This window comes from Pseudomonas sp. SJZ074, from assembly GCF_007828215.1.
In the GTDB taxonomy this organism is placed as follows: Bacteria; Pseudomonadota; Gammaproteobacteria; order Pseudomonadales; family Pseudomonadaceae; genus Aquipseudomonas.
Genome location: NZ_VIUE01000025.1, coordinates 1 through 18,077 on the forward strand (window position 1 = coordinate 1; position 18,077 = coordinate 18,077).

Here is an 18,077-nt window from a genome sequence, read left to right on the forward strand (position 1 = left end):
ATCTAACTCATTGAAACTCAAGGAGTTTTCCGTTTCGACTGCGCCGGAAGTGGGGCGAATTATAGAGACTCAGAATCTGCCGTCAACACCTATTTGCAGTCTTATTCGGATTTCAGCGTGATACGCGCAAAAGCCTTCTTACCGGCTTGGCATACATGGGTAGAACCCAGCTCATATATATAGGTGCGATCCACAATCTCGCCATCTATACGAACCCCACCCGAACCCAGGAGATCTCGCGCCACTGCCGCGTTCTTGACCAACCCCGCCTTGTTAAGGACTGCGGCAATCGGCATAGACTCCGTAACGGACAGCTCGATCTCCGGCAAATCATCCGGAAGCTCGCCATCCTTCATCCGATTACCCGCCGCACGATGAGCATTGGCCGCAGCCTCTTCACCATGGAAGCGAGCAACAATTTCCTCAGCCAACTTGATTTTGATATCGCGTGGGTTAGCCCCCGCCTCGACATCTGCGCGGAACGCATTGATCTCGTCCATGGAGCGGAAGCTCAACAGCTCGAAATAACGCCACATCAACGCATCAGGAATGGAAACCAGCTTGCCGTACATGACGCCCGGCGCTTCCTGGATGCCAACGTAGTTGCCCAGCGACTTGGACATCTTCTTCACACCATCCAGACCTTCCAGCAACGGCATCGTCAGGATGCACTGAGCTTCCTGACCATAACCACGCTGCAGCTCACGCCCCATCAACAGGTTGAATTTCTGATCCGTACCGCCGAGCTCGACGTCCGCGCGCAACGCGACCGAGTCATAGCCCTGCACAAGCGGATAGAGAAATTCATGGATGGCGATCGGCTGATTGGTTGTATAGCGCTTATCGAAGTCATCGCGCTCGAGCATGCGAGCCACAGTGTACTGGGACGTCAGGCGGATGAAATCCGCCGGCCCCATCTGATCCATCCAGGTGGAGTTGAAAGCCACTTCGGTCTTGGCCGGATCGAGAATTTTGAATACCTGAGCCTTGTAGGTCTCGGCATTATCGAGCACCTGCTCGCGGGTCAGTGGCGGACGCGTTGCGCTCTTCCCGCTCGGATCACCGATCATCCCGGTGAAGTCACCTATGAGGAAGATGACCTGATGCCCCAGATCCTGGAACTGGCGCAACTTGTTAATAAGCACGGTATGGCCCAAGTGCAGATCGGGCGCCGTCGGATCGAAACCAGCCTTGATACGCAGCGGCTGCCCGCGCTTGAGCTTCTCGATCAGCTCGGACTCGACCAACAGTTCTTCCGCACCACGTTTGATCAGCGCTAGCTGCTCTTCAACCGACTTCATAACAGACCCGCAAGGCTCAGATTCAAAGGGCCCCAACCATACAAGATCGCACACCAAATACAAGGTTTGCCCGGCGCGCGGACACCAATCCGCGAGCAGAGCGCGTGCGGGCTTGCTTCGCAGGGGATTTGGTTATATTTTATACAGTTATTTCATCTTCATCATGTCATTCATCTTTTCCAATTCATATTTTCAAAAGCCAAATTACTTATGACCACAGAACCGTCTAAAGCGCCGCCGCTTTACCCGAAGACCCACCTGCTTGCCGCAAGCGGCATCGCAGCCCTCCTTAGCCTGGCGCTCCTGGTGTTTCCTTCCAGCGATGTTGAAGCCAAAAAGACGACTCTGAGTCTTGAACTGGAAAGCCCTGCTGAACAACTGACACAAGAACAAGACGCTGCCGAAGCCATTCAAGCCACAAACGAACCGACTGCCTCTCCTTTCGCGCAGATAGATGATAGCGCCGAAGACACCACCGAGGCCGCCCAGGCACAGGCTCCGGCCGTGGAAGAGAAGAAAGAGCCGGGACACCGCGAGGTGATCGTGGCCAAGGGCGACACCCTGTCCACCCTCTTCGAGAAGGTTGGCCTGCCCGCCGCCTCCGTCCATGAAGTGCTGGATAGCGACAAGCAAGCTAAACAGTTCACCCAGTTGAAACACGGCCAGAAGCTCGAATTCGAACTCAACCCGCAAGGGCAGCTGACCAACCTGCACACCAAGCTGAGCGACCTGGAAAGCATCACCCTGACCAAGAATGACAAGGGTTATGTATTCAACCGCGTAACTGCCAAGCCAACCGTACGCTCAGCGTACGTCCATGGCGTGATCAACAGTTCGCTGTCGCAATCGGCCGCACGTGCCGGCCTTTCCCATAGCCTGACAATGGACATGGCCAGTGTTTTTGGCTACGACATCGACTTCGCCCAGGATATTCGCCAGGGCGACGAGTTCGATGTCATCTACGAGCAGAAAGTGGTCAATGGAAAGAGCGTTGGCAACGGTCCGATCCTTTCCGCGCGCTTCACCAATCGTGGCAAGACCTACACGGCAGTGCGCTATACCAATAAACAAGGCAACAGCAGTTACTACACCGCCGACGGCAACAGCATGCGCAAGGCCTTCATCCGTACACCGGTTGACTTCGCCCGCATCAGCTCGAAGTTTTCCGCAGGCCGTAAGCACCCGATCCTGAACAAGATCCGCGCCCATAAAGGCGTCGACTATGCCGCCCCACGAGGCACGCCCATCAAGGCCGCCGGTGACGGCAAGGTATTGTTGGCCGGACGTCGTGGCGGTTATGGCAACACGGTGATCATCCAGCACGGCAATACCTATCGCACCTTGTACGGCCATATGCAGGGCTTCGCCAAAGGTGTGAAGACGGGCGGCACCGTCAAGCAAGGCCAGGTGATCGGCTATATCGGTACCACCGGCCTGTCCACCGGTCCGCACCTGCACTATGAATTCCAGGTCAACGGCGTTCATGTCGACCCACTCGGCCAGAAACTGCCAATGGCCGACCCAATCGCCAAATCCGAACGCGCGCGCTTCCTCGCTCAAAGCCAGCCCCTGATGGCTCGCATGGATCAAGAGAAAGCCACGCTGCTCGCCTCGAGCAAGCGCTAAGCCATGGCGCTCTACATTGGTGTGATGTCCGGAACCAGCCTGGATGGCCTGGACATCGCGCTGGTAGAACTGACCCCGGCGATCAGCCTGGTCGCCACGCACTACATTCCCATGCCAGACGCGCTGCGCACCGAGCTATTTGGCTTGTGCAGCAGCGGGCCCGACGAAATCGCCCGCTCCGCCATTGCCCAGCAGAACTGGGTATGCCTGGCGGCACAAGGCATTCATGCCCTGCTCGACAGCCAGAAGCTCAAGCCGGAGGACGTGAGGGCGATTGGCAGCCATGGCCAGACCATCCGTCACGAGCCAGCACGCGGTTTTACCGTGCAGATCGGCAATCCCGCACTGCTGAGTGAGCTGACCGGCATTACCGTCGTCAGCGACTTCCGCAGCCGCGATGTCGCCGCCGGCGGACAAGGTGCACCGTTGGTTCCCGCCTTTCACGAAGCCCTGTTTGAGGGGCGGACCGGCCACCGTGCCGTGTTGAATGTCGGCGGCTTCAGCAATCTCAGCCTGATAGAACCTGAAAAACCCGTGGCCGGTTTCGATTGCGGCCCAGGCAACGTATTGCTGGATGCCTGGATTCATCAACAGCGCCATGAGCATTTCGATCGCGACGGCCAGTGGGCAGCGAGCGGCAAGGTGGAACCAACGCTGCTCAGGGCCCTGCTCAGCGACCCTTTCTTCCTGACCAAGGGCCCCAAAAGCACCGGACGGGAAGTGTTCAACCTGCCCTGGTTGACCCGACATCTGTCGCATTTGCCCGTTTTTGCTGCCGAGGACGTGCAGGCTACGTTGCTCGAACTGACGGCGTTGACCATCGTCGAATCACTGCAAAGCGCCCAACCGGATACGGACGAATTGCTGGTCTGCGGCGGCGGCGTGCATAACCGCACACTGATGAAGCGCCTGGCCGATCTCCTGCCGGACACCAAAGTCAGCAGCACGGCTGTTTACGGCGTAGACCCGGATTGGGTCGAAGCCATGGCCTTCGCGTGGCTTGCGCATTGCTGCCTGGAAAACATTCCCGCAAATCGCCCAAGCGTTACGGGCGCGCGCGGCTTACGTGTACTCGGCGCCATTTACCCCGCTTGATCCCGCAGGTCGATCTCTGGACAGCAAAACGCCGCAGAGCCCCAAGGCACTGCGGCGTTTTGCTGAAGCTGTCAGCAGATCAGATCGAGAACGAAGAACCGCAACCACAAGTGGTAGTAGCGTTCGGATTCTTGATCACGAAACGCGAACCTTCCAGACCTTCCTGGTAGTCCACTTCGGCACCGGCCAGGTACTGGAAGCTCATTGGATCGACCACCAGGCTGACCCCTTCGCGCTCGACGATGGTGTCATCTTCGGCCACTTCTTCATCGAACGTGAAGCCGTACTGAAAACCCGAACAACCGCCGCCCGTCACGAAGACGCGCAGCTTCAAACGATCATTTCCCTCTTCATCGACGAGGCTCTTCACCTTGTGCGCGGCACCGTGGGTGAATTGCAAAGCTGTGGGAGTGAAGGTTTCGACGCTCATGCTGAATATCTCCCGGCGCTGACGCCGCCATAATGCCTAATGGCGGGCATTATCCGCTTCTCCTAGAAAATTGGTCAACTATTACAAGAGCAGCGGCAAGCTTGACGCTTGCCGCCCATGACCGTTGTCAAGGCAACATCCCCGCATGGGACAAGCCCAGCCGCTCATCCAGGCCGAACAGGATGTTCAGGTTCTGCACCGCCTGACCGGACGCGCCCTTGACCAGGTTATCAATCACCGACAGCACCACGACCAGATCGCCGTCCTGTGGACGATGTACCGCAATCCGGCAGACATTTGCTCCCCGCACACTGCGCGTTTCCGGGTGGCTGCCAGCGGGCATCACGTCGACGAACGGTTCGTCGGCATAACGCTTCTCGAACAGCGCCTGCAGGTCCACGGAGCGATCTGCAACGGTTGCGTACAGCGTGGAGTGGATGCCGCGGATCATGGGCGTCAGGTGCGGCACGAACGTCAGGCCGACGTCCTTGCCCGCTGCCCGGCGCAGGCCCTGGCGAATTTCTGGCAGATGACGGTGACCTTTGACGGCGTAGGCCTTCATGCTTTCCGATGTTTCGGAGTACAACGAACCGACGCTGGCACCGCGACCGGCACCACTGACACCGGATTTGCAATCGGCGATCAGCCGCGAGGCATCGGCAAGGCCGGCCTCGAGCAACGGCAGGAAGCCCAATTGCGTAGCGGTTGGATAACAACCCGGTACCGCGATCAGCCGTGCCTGTCTGATTTTCTCGCGATTGACTTCCGGCAGCCCATAGACCGCCTCGTCCAGCAGTTCTGGGGCACCGTGAGGTTGCCCATACCATTTGGCCCATTCATCCGCGTCCTGCAGACGGAAGTCCGCCGACAGGTCGATGACCTTGGTCCCGGCGGCCAGCAGTTCACCCGCCAGGGCGTGGGCGACACCATGCGGCGTAGCAAAGAACACCACATCGCAGGCGCCCAAGGTTTTGATGTCCGGAACGCTGAACGCCAGGCCATCGTAATGGCCTCGCAGGTTCGGATACATGTCGGCAACAGCCAGACCGGCCTCGGATCGGGAAGTAATGACCACCACCTCAGCTTGCGGATGCTGTGCCAACAGACGCAGCAGTTCGACACCGGTATAACCCGTGCCGCCGACGATACCGACCTTGACCATAGACCTGCCCTCAACGAACCCACTGGAAAACCGTCGATGATAGGGGCCGCGCGGCTTGCCGACAACCGCCAAGGTGACGTGTGGCCGCATGAATGACTACTATCGAACTACCGTAAATTGGGAATCACCAAAAATGCTCTATCTGTGGCTTAAAGCACTTCACATTGTCAGCATGGTCTGCTGGTTCGCCGGCCTGTTCTATCTGCCTCGCCTGTTCGTCTATCACGCTCAAAGCGAGGACAGCGTCAGCAAGGAACGCTTCAGCATCATGGAACGCAAGTTGTATCGCGGCATCATGGGGCCGGCGATGATTGCCACCCTGGTGTTTGGCATCTGGCTGCTCAGTCTCAATGCCGGGGCCTACTTCGGCCAAGGCGCCTGGATGCACGCAAAGCTGACCCTGGTGGTGCTGCTGATCGGTTATCACCACATGTGCGGAGCCCAGGTGAAACGCTTCGCTCGCGGTGAAAACACCCGCAGCCATGTCTTTTATCGCTGGTTCAACGAAGTACCGGTGTTGATATTGCTGGCTATCGTCATCCTGGTGGTCGTCCGGCCGTTCTAACCTCCAATCGGCACTCTTCATCCGGGGCAATTCCAATGTCGCTACCTGCATTGCTTGAACAACGCTTGCGCCTGCCCGTCGTGGCGGCACCGATGTTCCTGATCTCCAATCCACAGTTGGTGCTGGCTTGCTGTCGTAACGGCATCGTCGGCAGTTTCCCTGCTCTGAACCAGCGCGAAAGCAGCGGTTTCAAGGCTTGGCTGGAAGAAATCGAAGCGGGCCTGGCGAGCATGGAGAACCCGGCGCCCTATGCCGTCAACCTGATCGTTCATCAAAGCAATCCGAGGCTCCAGGCCGACCTGGCCATCTGCATCGAACACAAGGTGCCGATCGTCATCACCAGCCTCGGCGCCGTCAAGGAGCTGGTCGATGCCGTCCATGGCTACGGAGGCCTGGTCTTCCACGACGTGACCACACGTCGTCATGCCGAGAAAGCCGCCGAAGCCGGTGTCGACGGTCTGATCGCCGTGGCCGCCGGTGCAGGCGGGCATGCCGGGACCTGGAGCCCTTTTTCGCTGGTCGCCGAAATCCGCCAGTTCTTCGACAAGACAGTGCTGCTTGCGGGATGCCTGAACCACGGCCATCAGATTCTGGCTGCGCAGATGCTCGGCGCCGATTTGGCCTACCTGGGAACACGCTTTATCGGTACGACTGAAAGTCACGCGCCTGACGCCTATAAAGAGATGTTGCTCACATCCCGAGCCGCAGACATCGTGCATACTCCTGCCGTGTCCGGCGTGCCGGCCAGCTTCATGCGCCAGAGCCTGGAAAACGCAGGTTTTGACCTGGCCGCCCTGCAAGGCAAAAGTGACGCGGCTTCCGCTTCGAAACTCAAACCATTGAACGATGAAGCCAAAGCCTGGAAAACCGTCTGGTCCGCAGGTCAGGGTGTTGGGGAAATCAGTGATTTGCCAAGCGTCGATCAGTTGGTGGCGCGCCTGGATGAAGAATACCGCGGGGCCCAGGCCCGAGCGGTACAGCTTGCCGGCCGATGGCCCCACTGACACTGGCCCGATCAACAACAAATATCAAACTTTCAATGACAAGGATGCCCGTCATGAGCGAAACCCGTTTCAACATCGTATTCGACGGAACCCTGTTACCGGGCGTCGATGCGGCCACCGCCAAACTCAACCTCGCCAATCTGTTCCGGAGCGACATCAGCGCTATCGAACGACTGTTCGGCGGCCACAAGGTGGCCCTGAAAAGCAACCTGTCCCAGACCGAGGCGCAGAAGTATCTGGAAGCCCTCAACCAGAGCGGGATCGATGCACGCATCGAAGCCGAGCCAGCCCTCCAGCTGAATCTCGACGAAGTGCAGCAGTCGTCACCGTCAATGACCGCGCGTCATCCTGAATCGCTCATTGAGCCGGCCTCCCCGTATGCGCCACCCCGGGCCCATGTCGGCGACGCCGTTGCCGAATACGCCACGCTCAAGCCGTTCAGCTTCGATGGTCGCATCGGACGCCTGCGATACCTTGCATGGACCATGGCCCTGACCCTGGTCATGATGCTGGTGGTCGGCGCGGCTTTCGCACTCGGGGCGGCATGGATTTTCACCTCGGGCTCGATAGCGGCGATGATCGTCGGCGGTTTGCTGGCAGCGGTCGTATTCCTTGGTTTCGCCTATGTCAGCATTCAGTTCAACGTCCAGCGTCTGCATGACCTTGGCTGGTCCGGCTGGCTGTGGCTACTGAACCTCATCCCGTTCGTGGGCAGTGTCTTTCCGTTCGTGCTCATTTTCGCTCCCGGCAATGAAGGCGCCAATCGCTATGGCCCTCCTCCGCCGCGTAACAACACCGGGGTCAAGGTACTCGCGTCGCTCTGGCTCGTCATGATCGTATTGATCATCTTCGCTACAGTGGCTGGCGTCTTCAGTGCCATCGAAGAGGATTACGGCACCAGCTCGCTGAGCAGCTATGAAAGCAGCGAGTCCACGGATGAAGATGTCGCGGAACCTGCCGAAGAACCTGCCGAGGCAGAGGCACCTTCGGTAGACTCCGAGGAACAGTAAGCACCCTTCGTTCCGGTGACAGTAAAGTCTACGGGCGACGGGACCGTTGCGATGGAGAACTGCATGACCCGTTACGCCCTGATCACCGGTGCCTCCAGCGGCATCGGCCTGGCCATGGCCGAAGCCCTGGCCAGGCGCGGCCGCAATCTACTGCTGGTGGCCCGACAGCGCGATCGGTTGGAAAGTATTGCAATAGAACTGACCCAGCGGTTTGGCGTTGAAGTACTTTTCCGGGCCTGCGACCTGGGGGAGCCGCTACGGCTTTCAGGTTTCCTGCTGGAACTGGAGGAAAGCGAGCGCCAGATCGATCTGCTGGTCAACTGCGCCGGGATGGGTACCTGCGGCCCGTTCCTGGGCCAGGACTGGATGACCGAGCAGGATCTGATCGAAGTCAACATTCTCGCCCTGACACGTCTTTGTCACGCCGTAGGCAATAGCATGGCACTGTATGGCGGCGGGCAGATCCTGAACGTCGCCTCGATTGCCGCTTTCCAACCGGGCCCCTGGATGAGTACCTATTACGCCAGCAAGGCCTATGTGCTGCACTTCTCCGAAGCACTGCGAGTCGAGCTGAAGAAATGCGCGATCAAGGTGTCGGTCCTTTGCCCGGGTCCGACCCAGACCGGTTTTTTCGCCAAGGCCCATCTCGACGAACAGAAACTCAAGGACGATAACCTGCTGATGAGCCCGGAAGAAGTGGCTCTGTATACCGTGCGCGCGCTCGACAGAAACCGAGCGATCATCATCCCCGGACGCCGCAATCGCTGGCTCGCAGCCCTGCCGCGGCTAGGTTCGCGCTGGATGGTGCGAAGCATCGCCGGCCTGATCAACAAGGCGTATTGCCCACGCTGAATGAAATTTGTATGGAAACCCGGGCCCACCCATCGAACCTTCAGTACACTCGACTTCCACAAACCAAAGGGAGAAACAGCTGTGGATACTTTGTTTACCAAGATCATCAACCGGGAAATCCCGGCAAAGATCATCTACGAGGATGACCAGGTCCTGGCATTCCACGACATCGCCCCACAGGCGCCAGTGCATTTCCTGGTCATTCCGAAAAAACCGATTCGCACCCTCAATGACCTGACCGAAGAAGACAAGGGACTGGCCGGACATATTCTGTTCACAGCCCAGCGCCTCGCCAAGGAACAAGGCTGCGAGGACGGTTTCCGGGTGGTGATGAACTGCAATGAACTCGGTGGACAGACCGTCTATCACATTCATATGCACGTACTTGGGCAGCGCCAGATGAACTGGCCGCCGGGTTGATACCCTGACCCAACGCAAATCCTGAGCGGCCGATTGGGTTAAACTGGCCACCATGATTTTTTCCGGAGGTAAGCATGACTACCCAACGTCACTACTCGCCGATTGACCGCCTGCTGTTACAGGCCGATGCCGCGATGCGCACGCTGTTGCCCTTCAGTGGCCAACCGTATCGCCCATCACCGGCCATCGTGCAGCCGGACGCGCAACTGAGTGACGAGCAGACCCGCCATGTTGCCGGGCTGATGCGTATCAACCATACCGGCGAAGTCTGCGCCCAGGCGCTCTATCAAGGCCAGGCGCTGACAGCAAAGCTGCCGAAGGTACGCGAGGCGATGGAACATGCCGCCGAGGAAGAAGTCGACCATCTGGTCTGGTGCGAACAACGCATTCACCAACTGGGCAGCCATACCAGCGTGTTGAATCCGCTGTTTTACGGGATGTCATTCGGAATCGGCGCAGTGGCCGGATTGATCAGCGATAAAGTCAGCCTCGGCTTCGTTGCGGCGACCGAACACCAGGTGTGTAAACACCTGAATGAACACCTGGATCAATTGCCAGCAGAGGACGAAAAGTCGCGGGCGATCCTGGAGCAGATGCGCGAGGATGAAGAACACCATGCAGAAAGTGCGCTGGAGGCCGGTGGCTTCCGCTTTCCGGCACCGGTGAAATTCGGCATGAGCCTGCTGGCGAAAGTCATGACCAAGAGTACTTATCGGATCTGACAGAAACACCCTGTGCTTCAGGGAACGAAAAAAGGCGACTTACGTCGCCTTTTTTGTACCCGAAATTTCAGCGCGGCATGTTGCGCGCGTAAAAAATTTCCAGCATTTCATGCTTCACACGCTCTTCCACCTGGTCGCGCTGTTCAGCAGACAGATTGCTGGTGGCATCGCCGAACAGGTAGTTGTCCAGTTCGAAGTCCTTGAGCAGCATCTTGGTGTGGAACAGGTTTTCCTGATACACGTTCACATCGGTCATCTGATACGCGTCACGGGTGTCTTCGGACAGGTAGTTCTGAATCGAATTGATCTCGTGGTCGATGAAGTGCTTGTGACCTTCCACGTCGCGGGTGAAACCACGCACGCGGTAATCCACGGTCACGATGTCCGAGTCGAACTGATGGATCAGGAAGTTGAGTGCCTTGAGCGGTGAAATGACGCCACAGGTCGAAACATCGATGTCCACACGGAACGTCGCGATACCGTCCACCGGGTGTATTTCCGGGTAGGTATGTACCGTGATATGACTCTTGTCGAGGTGGGCCAGGATGATTTCGGGCAATGGGCCCGGGGACTCTTCGATCTGGCTGTCGGTCGGTGTCACCGGCTCCTCCGAGATCAGAATGGTCACGCTGGCGCCCTGGGGTTCATAGTCCTGACTGGCGATGTTCAGGATGTTGGCACCAATGATATCGACAACTTCCGTGAGGATCTGCGTGAGGCGCTTGGCGTTGTACTCTTTATTGATGTACTCGACGTAGGCCTGCTGGTCTTGCGGGGTTTCCGCATAGCAGATGTCATAGATGTTGAAGCTCAAGGTCTTTGTCAGGTTGTTGAAACCATGGAGCTTGAGTTTGCTTTTCACCGTTTGAAAACTCTCTGTGTATTGCGGCCCGGCCGCGTGATCAAGCATGCCCGTCAGATGCGAACGACGCATCTGCGTAGGACGGTTAACACCTCTTCGCGATGGCGATTTTGGTTGTCTGTCCAGACAAGCGACCGATCAGGAGACCGGCCACTGCCCTGAAAAAAGTGGCGCATTATGCAGACGTCGGCTTCTGACCGCCAGAGCTTGCACCGCTTTTATGATGGTTGAATGTCGATTCAACCTAATTCGATGATTTCATAATCGTGGGTGATTTCAACACCGGCTGCGCCGAGCATGATCGAAGCCGAGCAATATTTCTCGGCGGACAGCTCGATGGCACGCTTGACCTGGGCTTCCTTCAGGGCCCGGCCTTTTACCACGAAGTGCATATGGATCTTGGTGAACACTTTCGGGTCTTCGGTGGCGCGCTCCGCTTCCAGGAAGGCCTCGCAACTTTCGACCGCCTGGCGCGACTTCTTGAGAATGCTGACAACGTCGAAGTTACTGCAGCCTCCTACGCCCAGCAGGAGCATTTCCATCGGCCGAACACCCAGGTTTCGACCACCGGCTTCCGGTGGGCCGTCCATGACGACCACATGACCGCTGCCCGACTCACCGAGGAACATGGCTTCGCCAGCCCATTGGATGCGTGCCTTCATCGCCAAGACTCCACTGTCTAAAAAAAGGGTCGTCAGCTTAGCACAGGCCCCCGGCATGACAGCCCTTGCCGTAAGTCGCCTGGGCCATCTCCATCCAGGTAAATTCTCGAATCAATTGAGAATGCCTCTGTTAAGCTGGCGGCCAACCACTGGCTTATCGCCAGCTCGTAGCGATTTGCCACTCGCTCCCATAAAAAAACCAGACCAACACACCGCGCAGTATTTCGGGACACAACCATGGTTGCCATTACTCCCACATTCAAGATCAAGAATCTCGACAAGCTCTTGATGCATTGCCAGCGTCGTCGTTATCCAGCCAAACACAACATCATTTGCGCAGGCGACCGTTCCGAAACGCTGTTTTTCATCATCAAGGGATCGGTCACCATCCTGATCGAAGATGACGACGGTCGAGAAATGATCATCGCGTATCTCAACTCCGGAGATTTCTTTGGTGAGTTGGGGTTGTTCGAACAGGCGGGCAAAGAGCAGGAGCGCAGCGCCTGGGTACGGAGCAAGATCGAATGTGAAGTCGCGGAAATCAGCTACAGCAAGTTCAGAGAGCTCTCTCTGCAAGATCCCGACATTCTCTACGTCCTTAGCGGACAGATCGCACAGCGCCTGCGTAATACCACCCGCAAGGTGGGCGACCTCGCCTTCTTCGATGTGACCGGTCGCGTCGCCCGTTGTCTGCTGGAACTGTGCAAACAGCCCGATGCTATGACGCACCCCGACGGCATGCAGATCAAGGTCACCCGGCAGGAAATCGGTCGGATTGTCGGTTGCTCGAGAGAAATGGTGGGACGTGTACTCAAGGATCTGGAGGAACGCAACCTGGTCAATGTCAAAGGCAAGACCATGGTGGTGTTCGGAACGCGCTAGATCAGCGCGCCGAGTAGATCCTGATAAAGCCCCTCGAGCCGCTCCAGCGCGTGGGGGGCCGGGAACCTTTCATGCAGGGCGATGTGGCTCTCGGCACGCACGCGTTGTTCCAGGCCGCAGGCCTCATTGAAGCGGTTGACCGCGGCGACCATCGAGTCCCGTTCGTTTTCCAGCAACAACGCTCCATGTACCAGCCCCACCGGGCGTTGCCCGCCTTTGCTCTGGCGCCAACGCTGAGCAGTGCCGACCATTTTCCGGCCGTCCAGGTTGACATTGAATCGCCCGTCGCAGAACGCTCCGTCCACCTCTCCCAGCGAAGCCGCACCGCCCAATTCCTCCAGCAACTGGCAGATCGGGCCGCACAACCGGTGATACGCCGTTTCGATCCGGCCGTGATCGCCTTCGCTGCGGGGTGGCGCATAGACCAGCGCGATATTGACGGTCGCCGCCGATTGCGGCACCGGTTCGCCACCGGTTTCGCGCAGCAGCACAGGCCAGCCGTTGGCAGCCGAAACCTCGCAGGCGCGTTCGAACCGTGGCAGGCGACTCAAACGACGCGGCATCACCAGGGCACGGTCATCGGGCTGCCAGAACAGCAGACCAAACTCGGCATCGCCAGCGCAGACGCTGGCCAACAAATCCTGTTCGGCTTGCAGGCCAGCTTCGACGCGAAGAGAAATCACCGATGACATCCGATCAATCCAGCGCCGAACCTGTCACCGGAGTGCCACGTTCGGGGAAGAACAGGCGTTGCAGTTCAGTTCCCGGACTTTCAGCCCGCATGAACGCCTCGCCCACCAGGAACGAGTACACATCGCTGACTTCCATCAGTTCGACATCGGCCCGATTGAGGATGCCACTTTCGGTGATGACCAGGCGATCACGCGGGATACGCGGCAACAGATCCAGGGTGGTTTCCAGGCTGACCTCAAAGGTGTGCAGGTTGCGGTTGTTCACGCCGACCAGCTTGGTATCGAGGGTTTTCAGGGCTCGCTCCAGCTCGTCGCCATCATGCACTTCCACCAACACATCCAGTCCTACATCCTTGGCGACGGAGGCCAGTTCGGCCATTTTCACGTCATCCAGCGCGGAAACGATCAACAACACGCAGTCGGCGCCCAGGGCGCGAGCTTCCACGATCTGATACGGATCGACCATGAAATCCTTACGGATCACCGGCAGCTTGCAAGCCGCACGTGCCTGCTTCAGATAGTCGTCGTGGCCTTGGAAAAAATCGATGTCGGTAAGCACCGAAAGGCAAGTCGCACCGCCCTTCTCATAGCTGCGAGCGATATCGGCCGGTACGAAATGCTCACGGATCACACCCTTGCTGGGAGAAGCCTTCTTGATCTCGGCAATCACCGCCGGTTGCTTTTTCTTCGCCTGATTGATCAGTGCATTGGCGAAGCCACGGGGAGCGTCCGCCGCACGCGCCAGGTTTTCCAACTCGGCCAGACCGATCCGAGCCTTGCGTTCAGCCACTTCCTCGGCCTTGCGAGCCAGAATTTTTTCCAGAACCGTTGGCACGCTCATCCTTCGTTCTCCACTTTGAATACGGCAGTAAAGGCACCCAGCTCCTCAAGCTTCTCCCGAGCCAGGCCGGTATGCAATGCATCATGGGCCAGTTCCACACCTTGCTTGAGACTGCTGGCATGGTCGGCAGCGTATAAAGCAGCGCCGGCGTTGAGCACAATCATTTCCGCAGCCTTCTGGCCATTCTCGGTCTTGCGGCGCCCCAGGGCATCGCGGATCAACTCCAGCGACTGGGCCGGTCCATCCACGGCCAGGCCGTGCAGGCTCTGACTCTTCATGCCCAGGTCTTCAGGTTCGACCCAGTATTCGCTGATCTGGTCATTTTTAAGTTCAGCTACGAATGTCGGCGCCGCCAGGCTGAATTCGTCCAGGCCGTCTTTCGAATGAACCACCAGAACGTGCTTGCTGCCCAGGCGTTGCAAGACTTCCGCCAACGGCCGGCACAACGCCTGGCTGAACACACCCACCACCTGATGTTTCACACCGGCCGGATTCGTAAGCGGGCCGAGCATGTTGAACAGGGTACGCAGGCCCAAGTCACGACGCGGTGCGGCGGCATGCTTCATGGCACTGTGGTGGGTCTGGGCAAACATGAAGCCGATACCCACGTTATCGATGCAACGGGCTACCTGGACCGGCGTCAGGTTCAGGTAGATGCCGGCCGCTTCCAGCAAGTCGGCACTGCCGCTCTTGCCCGAAACCGCGCGGTTGCCATGCTTGGCGACCGTGCAACCGGCGGCCGCGACGACGAAAGCCGAGGCAGTGGAAACGTTGAAGATATTGGCGCCATCACCGCCGGTGCCCACCACATCCACCACGCCAGCCAGGGTCTTGAGTTCGACCTTGTCCGCCAGTTCACGCATCACCGAGACCGCACCAACAATTTCGTCGATGCTTTCGCTCTTCATGCGCATGGCCATCATGAAGGCGCCGATCTGCGCATCCGTGCACTGTCCGGTCATGATTTCGCGCATCACGTCGCGCATCTCGTCGGTGCTCAGGTCGAGATGACCAACGATACGCCCCAGGGCTGTCTTGATATCCATGGAAAGTCCTTAGCGCGTGCCGCCGGTTTGTTTGAGGAAGTTGGCGAACAGCTCGTGGCCCTGTTCGGTAAGAATGGATTCGGGGTGGAACTGCACACCCTCGATGTTCAGCGTCTTGTGGCGCAACCCCATGATTTCGTCCACCGAACCGTCTTCCAGTTGAGTCCAGGCGGTCAGTTCCAGGCAGTCAGGCAGGGTTTCGCGCTTGACGATCAGGGAGTGATAGCGGGTGACGGTGAGAGGACGGTTCAGGCCTTCGAACACACCCTTGTCTTCATGGAACACCGGACTGGTCTTGCCGTGCATGACCTGACGGGCCCGCACCACATCGCCACCGAAGGCCTGGCCGATCGATTGATGGCCCAGGCAGACGCCGAGGATAGGCAGTTTGCCGGCGAAGTACTTGATAGCTTCGATGGAGATCCCCGCTTCGGTCGGCGTGCAGGGACCAGGTGAAACCACGATGCGCTCAGGCTTGAGGGCTTCGATCTCGGCAATGGTCAATTCGTCGTTGCGCACCACCTTTACTTCCGAGCCCAGCTCGCCGAGGTACTGCACAACGTTGTAGGTAAAGGAGTCGTAGTTATCGATCATCAGCAACATGGCGTAAGCAACCTATTGAATTCACTGACTTTAAATACAGCCTTCGAAGAGAACCCGCACGGTACTGCGCTTGGCCGGGCAAATCGTGCGCCAGCGAAACGGCTTTAAAGCGGGTAAAGAAGGCAAATCGGTACAGGTCCGGCGAGGCCGGCAGAGAACGGTCAGGCGCGCCAACGCCAACGGGCGTGAGCCTTGATCAGTTGATCCAGAAGTTTGCTGACAATCGACACGGGGGAAGTCTCGTTCATACGTTCCGGCACAGTAGCTTAGCTGGACGGAGCGCGCAATATGAGCGACCCGAAGGGCCTGCAAACAATCGCAACGTTCCGGATGGATGGCCGAACGCAAATAGTCTGACGCCGTCGTTATTCCAGCAACGACAAGACAAAACGGACTTTGCCCATGATCAGACATACGTTGTTCATACCTGTCACCGCTTGCCTGCTGGCGATGGCCAGCGTCCATGCAAGCGCAACCCCCTACTCCAGCTTCATCGTCTTCGGTGACAGCCTCAACGACGCCGGCCAGCTCACAGACCCCGACGGCCCGCCCGGGGCGACCCGACGCTTTACCAACCGCACCGGCCCGGTCTACCTGAATGGCAGCGGTGAGGTCTATTCTGCCAACGCCACCCAACTGCTCGGTGGACAGCTGGGTTACTCCGCCGATGAAACCGCCGCCTCCACCTCGGCAGCCCGTGCCAACGCGGGGCTGGCGGACGGCAACAACTGGGCCGTGGGCGGCTACCGCACCGACCAGATTCTCGACTCGATCACCACCGTTTCCAATACCGGCGAACGCAGCCGTGCCGGTTACCTGGCCAACGGACTGCGCGCCGATCCGAACGCGTTGTATTACATTTCCGGTGGCGGCAACGATTTTCTCCAGGGCCTGGTCTTGACCCCTCGGCAGGCGCAGGATGCCGCGGACCGTCTGGCTAACAGCGTCCAGACCCTGCAAACAGCGGGCGCCCGATACCTGATGGTCTGGCTGCTGCCCGATCTGGGCCTGACACCTGCCTTGAATGGTACCCCGTTGCAGAATGCCGTTTCGCAGCTCAGTAGCCAGTTCAACCAGCAGTTGATCACCCGACTGCAAGGTATCGACGCCGAAGTCATTCCACTGAATGTTCCACTGTTGTTGCAGGAAAGCTTCGCCGACCCAGCACGATTCGGCTTTGCCAGCGGTACGAATCTCATCGCTACGTGCTTCAGCGGCAACGGCTGCACCGAAAACCCCACTTATGGCCTCCACAGCGCCACACCTGACCCGAGCAAACTGGTCTACAACGACTCGGTCCACCCTACCGAAGCCGGACAGAAGCTGATCGCCGACTATGCCTACTCCCTGCTCTCGGCACCCTGGGAGCTGACATTGCTGCCTGAAATGGCCCATTCGACGCTTCGAGCCCACCAGGATGAACTGCGTACCCAATGGCAATCGGATTGGGGCAATTGGCAGGCAGTCGGCCAGTGGCGCGCGATCGTCGCGGGGGGCGGTCAGCATCTGGACCTGGACAACCAGAGCAACAGCGCCAGCGCCGATGGCAGTGGCCAGAACCTCAGTATCGGAGGCAGTTATCGCCTCAACGAAGCCTGGCGCGTGGGCGTGGCCGCTGGCTTCTATCGCCAGGACATGGAAGCAGGCCATAACGATTCGGACTACAGGCTAAACAGCTACCTGGCGACCGCATTCGCCCAGTTCCAGCAGAATCGCTGGTGGGCTGACGCAGCGCTGACCGGCGGCAAACTCGACTACGACAACCTGGAACGCAAATTCGACCTGGGCGCCAGCGAGGCACAGGAGAAAGGCGATACCAACGGCCGTCTCTGGGCGTTCAGCAGTCGCCTGGGCTACGACATTGCCCGGCCCGGCAGCGAATGGCACCTGTCACCGTTCATCAGTGCCGATTATGCGAAAGTGGAAGTCGACGGCTACTCCGAGAAGAGCAACCGTTCCACAGCCCTGACGCTCGATGACCAGACCCGCAACTCGAAACGCCTGGGCATTGGTTTGCAGGGCAAATACAACCTGACCCGCCAGACCCAGGTGTTTGGCGAATATGCCCACGAACGTGAGTATGAAGATGACACGCAGAAGGTGAATATGGCCCTCAACAGTGTGCCGGCCAACGACTTCACGCTTGAAGGCTACACGCCACAGAGCCACCTGAATCGCCTGAGCCTGGGGATCAGCCATCAGTTGACGAGCGAGTTGGCATTGCGAGGAGGTTATACGTTGCGCAAGGACGATGACCTCACCCAGCAAGGGGTGAGCCTGGGAGTCAGCCTGGATTTCTGAT

At 58.5% G+C, this 18,077-nt stretch carries 19 protein-coding genes; 10 read left to right on the forward strand and 9 right to left on the reverse strand.

The features are described 5' to 3' along the window. Positions 1-101: 101 nt before the first annotated feature. Positions 102-1,301, reverse strand: coding sequence for a tyrosine--tRNA ligase (gene tyrS, locus FBX99_RS21930; RefSeq protein WP_145132880.1), 1,200 nt, complete (start codon positions 1,299-1,301; stop codon positions 102-104). A gap of 210 nt (positions 1,302-1,511) precedes the next feature. Here tyrS and FBX99_RS21940 point away from each other — a divergent pair, with 210 nt between their 5' ends. Continuing rightward, complete coding sequence (locus tag FBX99_RS21940) at positions 1,512-2,927, forward strand: peptidoglycan DD-metalloendopeptidase family protein (RefSeq protein WP_144930569.1); 1,416 nt, start codon at positions 1,512-1,514, stop codon at positions 2,925-2,927. Between the two features lie 3 nt (positions 2,928-2,930). Beyond that, a complete protein-coding gene (locus FBX99_RS21945; protein WP_144930570.1) occupies positions 2,931-4,022 on the forward strand; it encodes an anhydro-N-acetylmuramic acid kinase in 1,092 nt (363 codons plus the stop codon). A 79-nt stretch (positions 4,023-4,101) separates the two neighbouring features. On the opposite strand, the gene erpA is transcribed toward FBX99_RS21945, so the two are convergent. Together erpA and argC are read right to left on the reverse strand one after the other, a co-directional pair. Next, positions 4,102-4,452: an iron-sulfur cluster insertion protein ErpA gene (erpA, locus tag FBX99_RS21950; protein ID WP_003177727.1), complete on the reverse strand. Its 351-nt coding sequence runs from the start codon at positions 4,450-4,452 to the stop codon at positions 4,102-4,104. 127 nt (positions 4,453-4,579) lie between these two features. Next, entirely contained in the window at positions 4,580-5,614 is a 1,035-nt protein-coding gene (argC, locus tag FBX99_RS21955) for an N-acetyl-gamma-glutamyl-phosphate reductase (RefSeq protein ID WP_047702261.1), read from the reverse strand. Positions 5,615-5,747: 133 nt separating this feature from the next. On the opposite strand from argC, the gene hemJ reads away from it, so the two are divergent. The 6 genes from hemJ (at position 5,748) to coq7 (ending at position 10,187) form a co-directional block, all read left to right on the forward strand. Further along, the gene (hemJ, locus tag FBX99_RS21960) at positions 5,748-6,179 is read left to right on the forward strand and encodes a protoporphyrinogen oxidase HemJ (protein WP_055127424.1); all 432 of its coding nucleotides are present in this window, start codon (positions 5,748-5,750) and stop codon (positions 6,177-6,179) included. A 35-nt stretch (positions 6,180-6,214) separates the two neighbouring features. Continuing rightward, on the forward strand, positions 6,215-7,183 hold the full coding sequence (locus FBX99_RS21965; protein ID WP_145132883.1) for a nitronate monooxygenase family protein: 969 nt from the start codon (positions 6,215-6,217) through the stop codon (positions 7,181-7,183). Between the two features lie 53 nt (positions 7,184-7,236). After that, positions 7,237-8,193 carry a DUF805 domain-containing protein gene (locus tag FBX99_RS21970; RefSeq protein ID WP_144930572.1) on the forward strand — a complete coding sequence of 319 codons (957 nt, stop codon included), beginning with the start codon at positions 7,237-7,239 and terminating at the stop codon, positions 8,191-8,193. Between the two features lie 63 nt (positions 8,194-8,256). After that, positions 8,257-9,045 carry an SDR family oxidoreductase gene (locus FBX99_RS21975; RefSeq protein WP_145132885.1) on the forward strand — a complete coding sequence of 263 codons (789 nt, stop codon included), beginning with the start codon at positions 8,257-8,259 and terminating at the stop codon, positions 9,043-9,045. An 81-nt stretch (positions 9,046-9,126) separates the two neighbouring features. Continuing rightward, on the forward strand, positions 9,127-9,465 hold the full coding sequence (locus tag FBX99_RS21980; RefSeq protein WP_041023616.1) for a histidine triad nucleotide-binding protein: 339 nt from the start codon (positions 9,127-9,129) through the stop codon (positions 9,463-9,465). 74 nt (positions 9,466-9,539) lie between these two features. Then, positions 9,540-10,187 (forward strand): 2-polyprenyl-3-methyl-6-methoxy-1,4-benzoquinone monooxygenase, encoded by a 648-nt coding sequence (coq7, locus tag FBX99_RS21985; protein ID WP_144930574.1) that lies wholly within the window; start codon positions 9,540-9,542, stop codon positions 10,185-10,187. 67 nt (positions 10,188-10,254) lie between these two features. On the opposite strand, the gene speD is transcribed toward coq7, so the two are convergent. Together speD and FBX99_RS21995 are read right to left on the reverse strand one after the other, a co-directional pair. Continuing rightward, on the reverse strand, positions 10,255-11,049 hold the full coding sequence (speD, locus tag FBX99_RS21990) for an adenosylmethionine decarboxylase (protein WP_024777437.1): 795 nt from the start codon (positions 11,047-11,049) through the stop codon (positions 10,255-10,257). A gap of 239 nt (positions 11,050-11,288) precedes the next feature. Continuing rightward, positions 11,289-11,711 (reverse strand): OsmC family protein, encoded by a 423-nt coding sequence (locus FBX99_RS21995; protein ID WP_003206127.1) that lies wholly within the window; start codon positions 11,709-11,711, stop codon positions 11,289-11,291. 237 nt (positions 11,712-11,948) lie between these two features. On the opposite strand from FBX99_RS21995, the gene crp reads away from it, so the two are divergent. Beyond that, positions 11,949-12,593, forward strand: a complete 645-nt coding sequence (gene crp / locus FBX99_RS22000) for a cAMP-activated global transcriptional regulator CRP (protein WP_024777435.1) — start codon at positions 11,949-11,951, stop codon at positions 12,591-12,593. Here the strand turns inward: crp and FBX99_RS22005 are convergent. From FBX99_RS22005 to FBX99_RS22020, 4 genes are read right to left on the reverse strand one after another with little or no spacing between them, the layout of a single operon-like run. Beyond that, positions 12,590-13,285 (reverse strand): lipoate--protein ligase family protein, encoded by a 696-nt coding sequence (locus tag FBX99_RS22005; RefSeq protein WP_144930575.1) that lies wholly within the window; start codon positions 13,283-13,285, stop codon positions 12,590-12,592. The two genes, crp and FBX99_RS22005, sit on opposite strands and share 4 nt — an antisense overlap. Before the next feature lie 4 nt (positions 13,286-13,289). Next, complete coding sequence (gene trpC / locus FBX99_RS22010) at positions 13,290-14,126, reverse strand: indole-3-glycerol phosphate synthase TrpC (protein ID WP_144930576.1); 837 nt, start codon at positions 14,124-14,126, stop codon at positions 13,290-13,292. Then, positions 14,123-15,172, reverse strand: a complete 1,050-nt coding sequence (gene trpD / locus FBX99_RS22015; protein WP_144930577.1) for an anthranilate phosphoribosyltransferase — start codon at positions 15,170-15,172, stop codon at positions 14,123-14,125. Before trpD ends, trpC begins: the two co-directional genes overlap by 4 nt. A gap of 9 nt (positions 15,173-15,181) precedes the next feature. Then, the gene (locus tag FBX99_RS22020) at positions 15,182-15,775 is read right to left on the reverse strand and encodes an aminodeoxychorismate/anthranilate synthase component II (RefSeq protein WP_018928869.1); all 594 of its coding nucleotides are present in this window, start codon (positions 15,773-15,775) and stop codon (positions 15,182-15,184) included. A gap of 402 nt (positions 15,776-16,177) precedes the next feature. Between FBX99_RS22020 and estP the strand changes: the two genes are divergently transcribed. Further along, a complete protein-coding gene (gene estP / locus FBX99_RS22025) occupies positions 16,178-18,076 on the forward strand; it encodes an esterase EstP (protein WP_145132887.1) in 1,899 nt (632 codons plus the stop codon). Position 18,077: the final 1 nt, after the last annotated feature.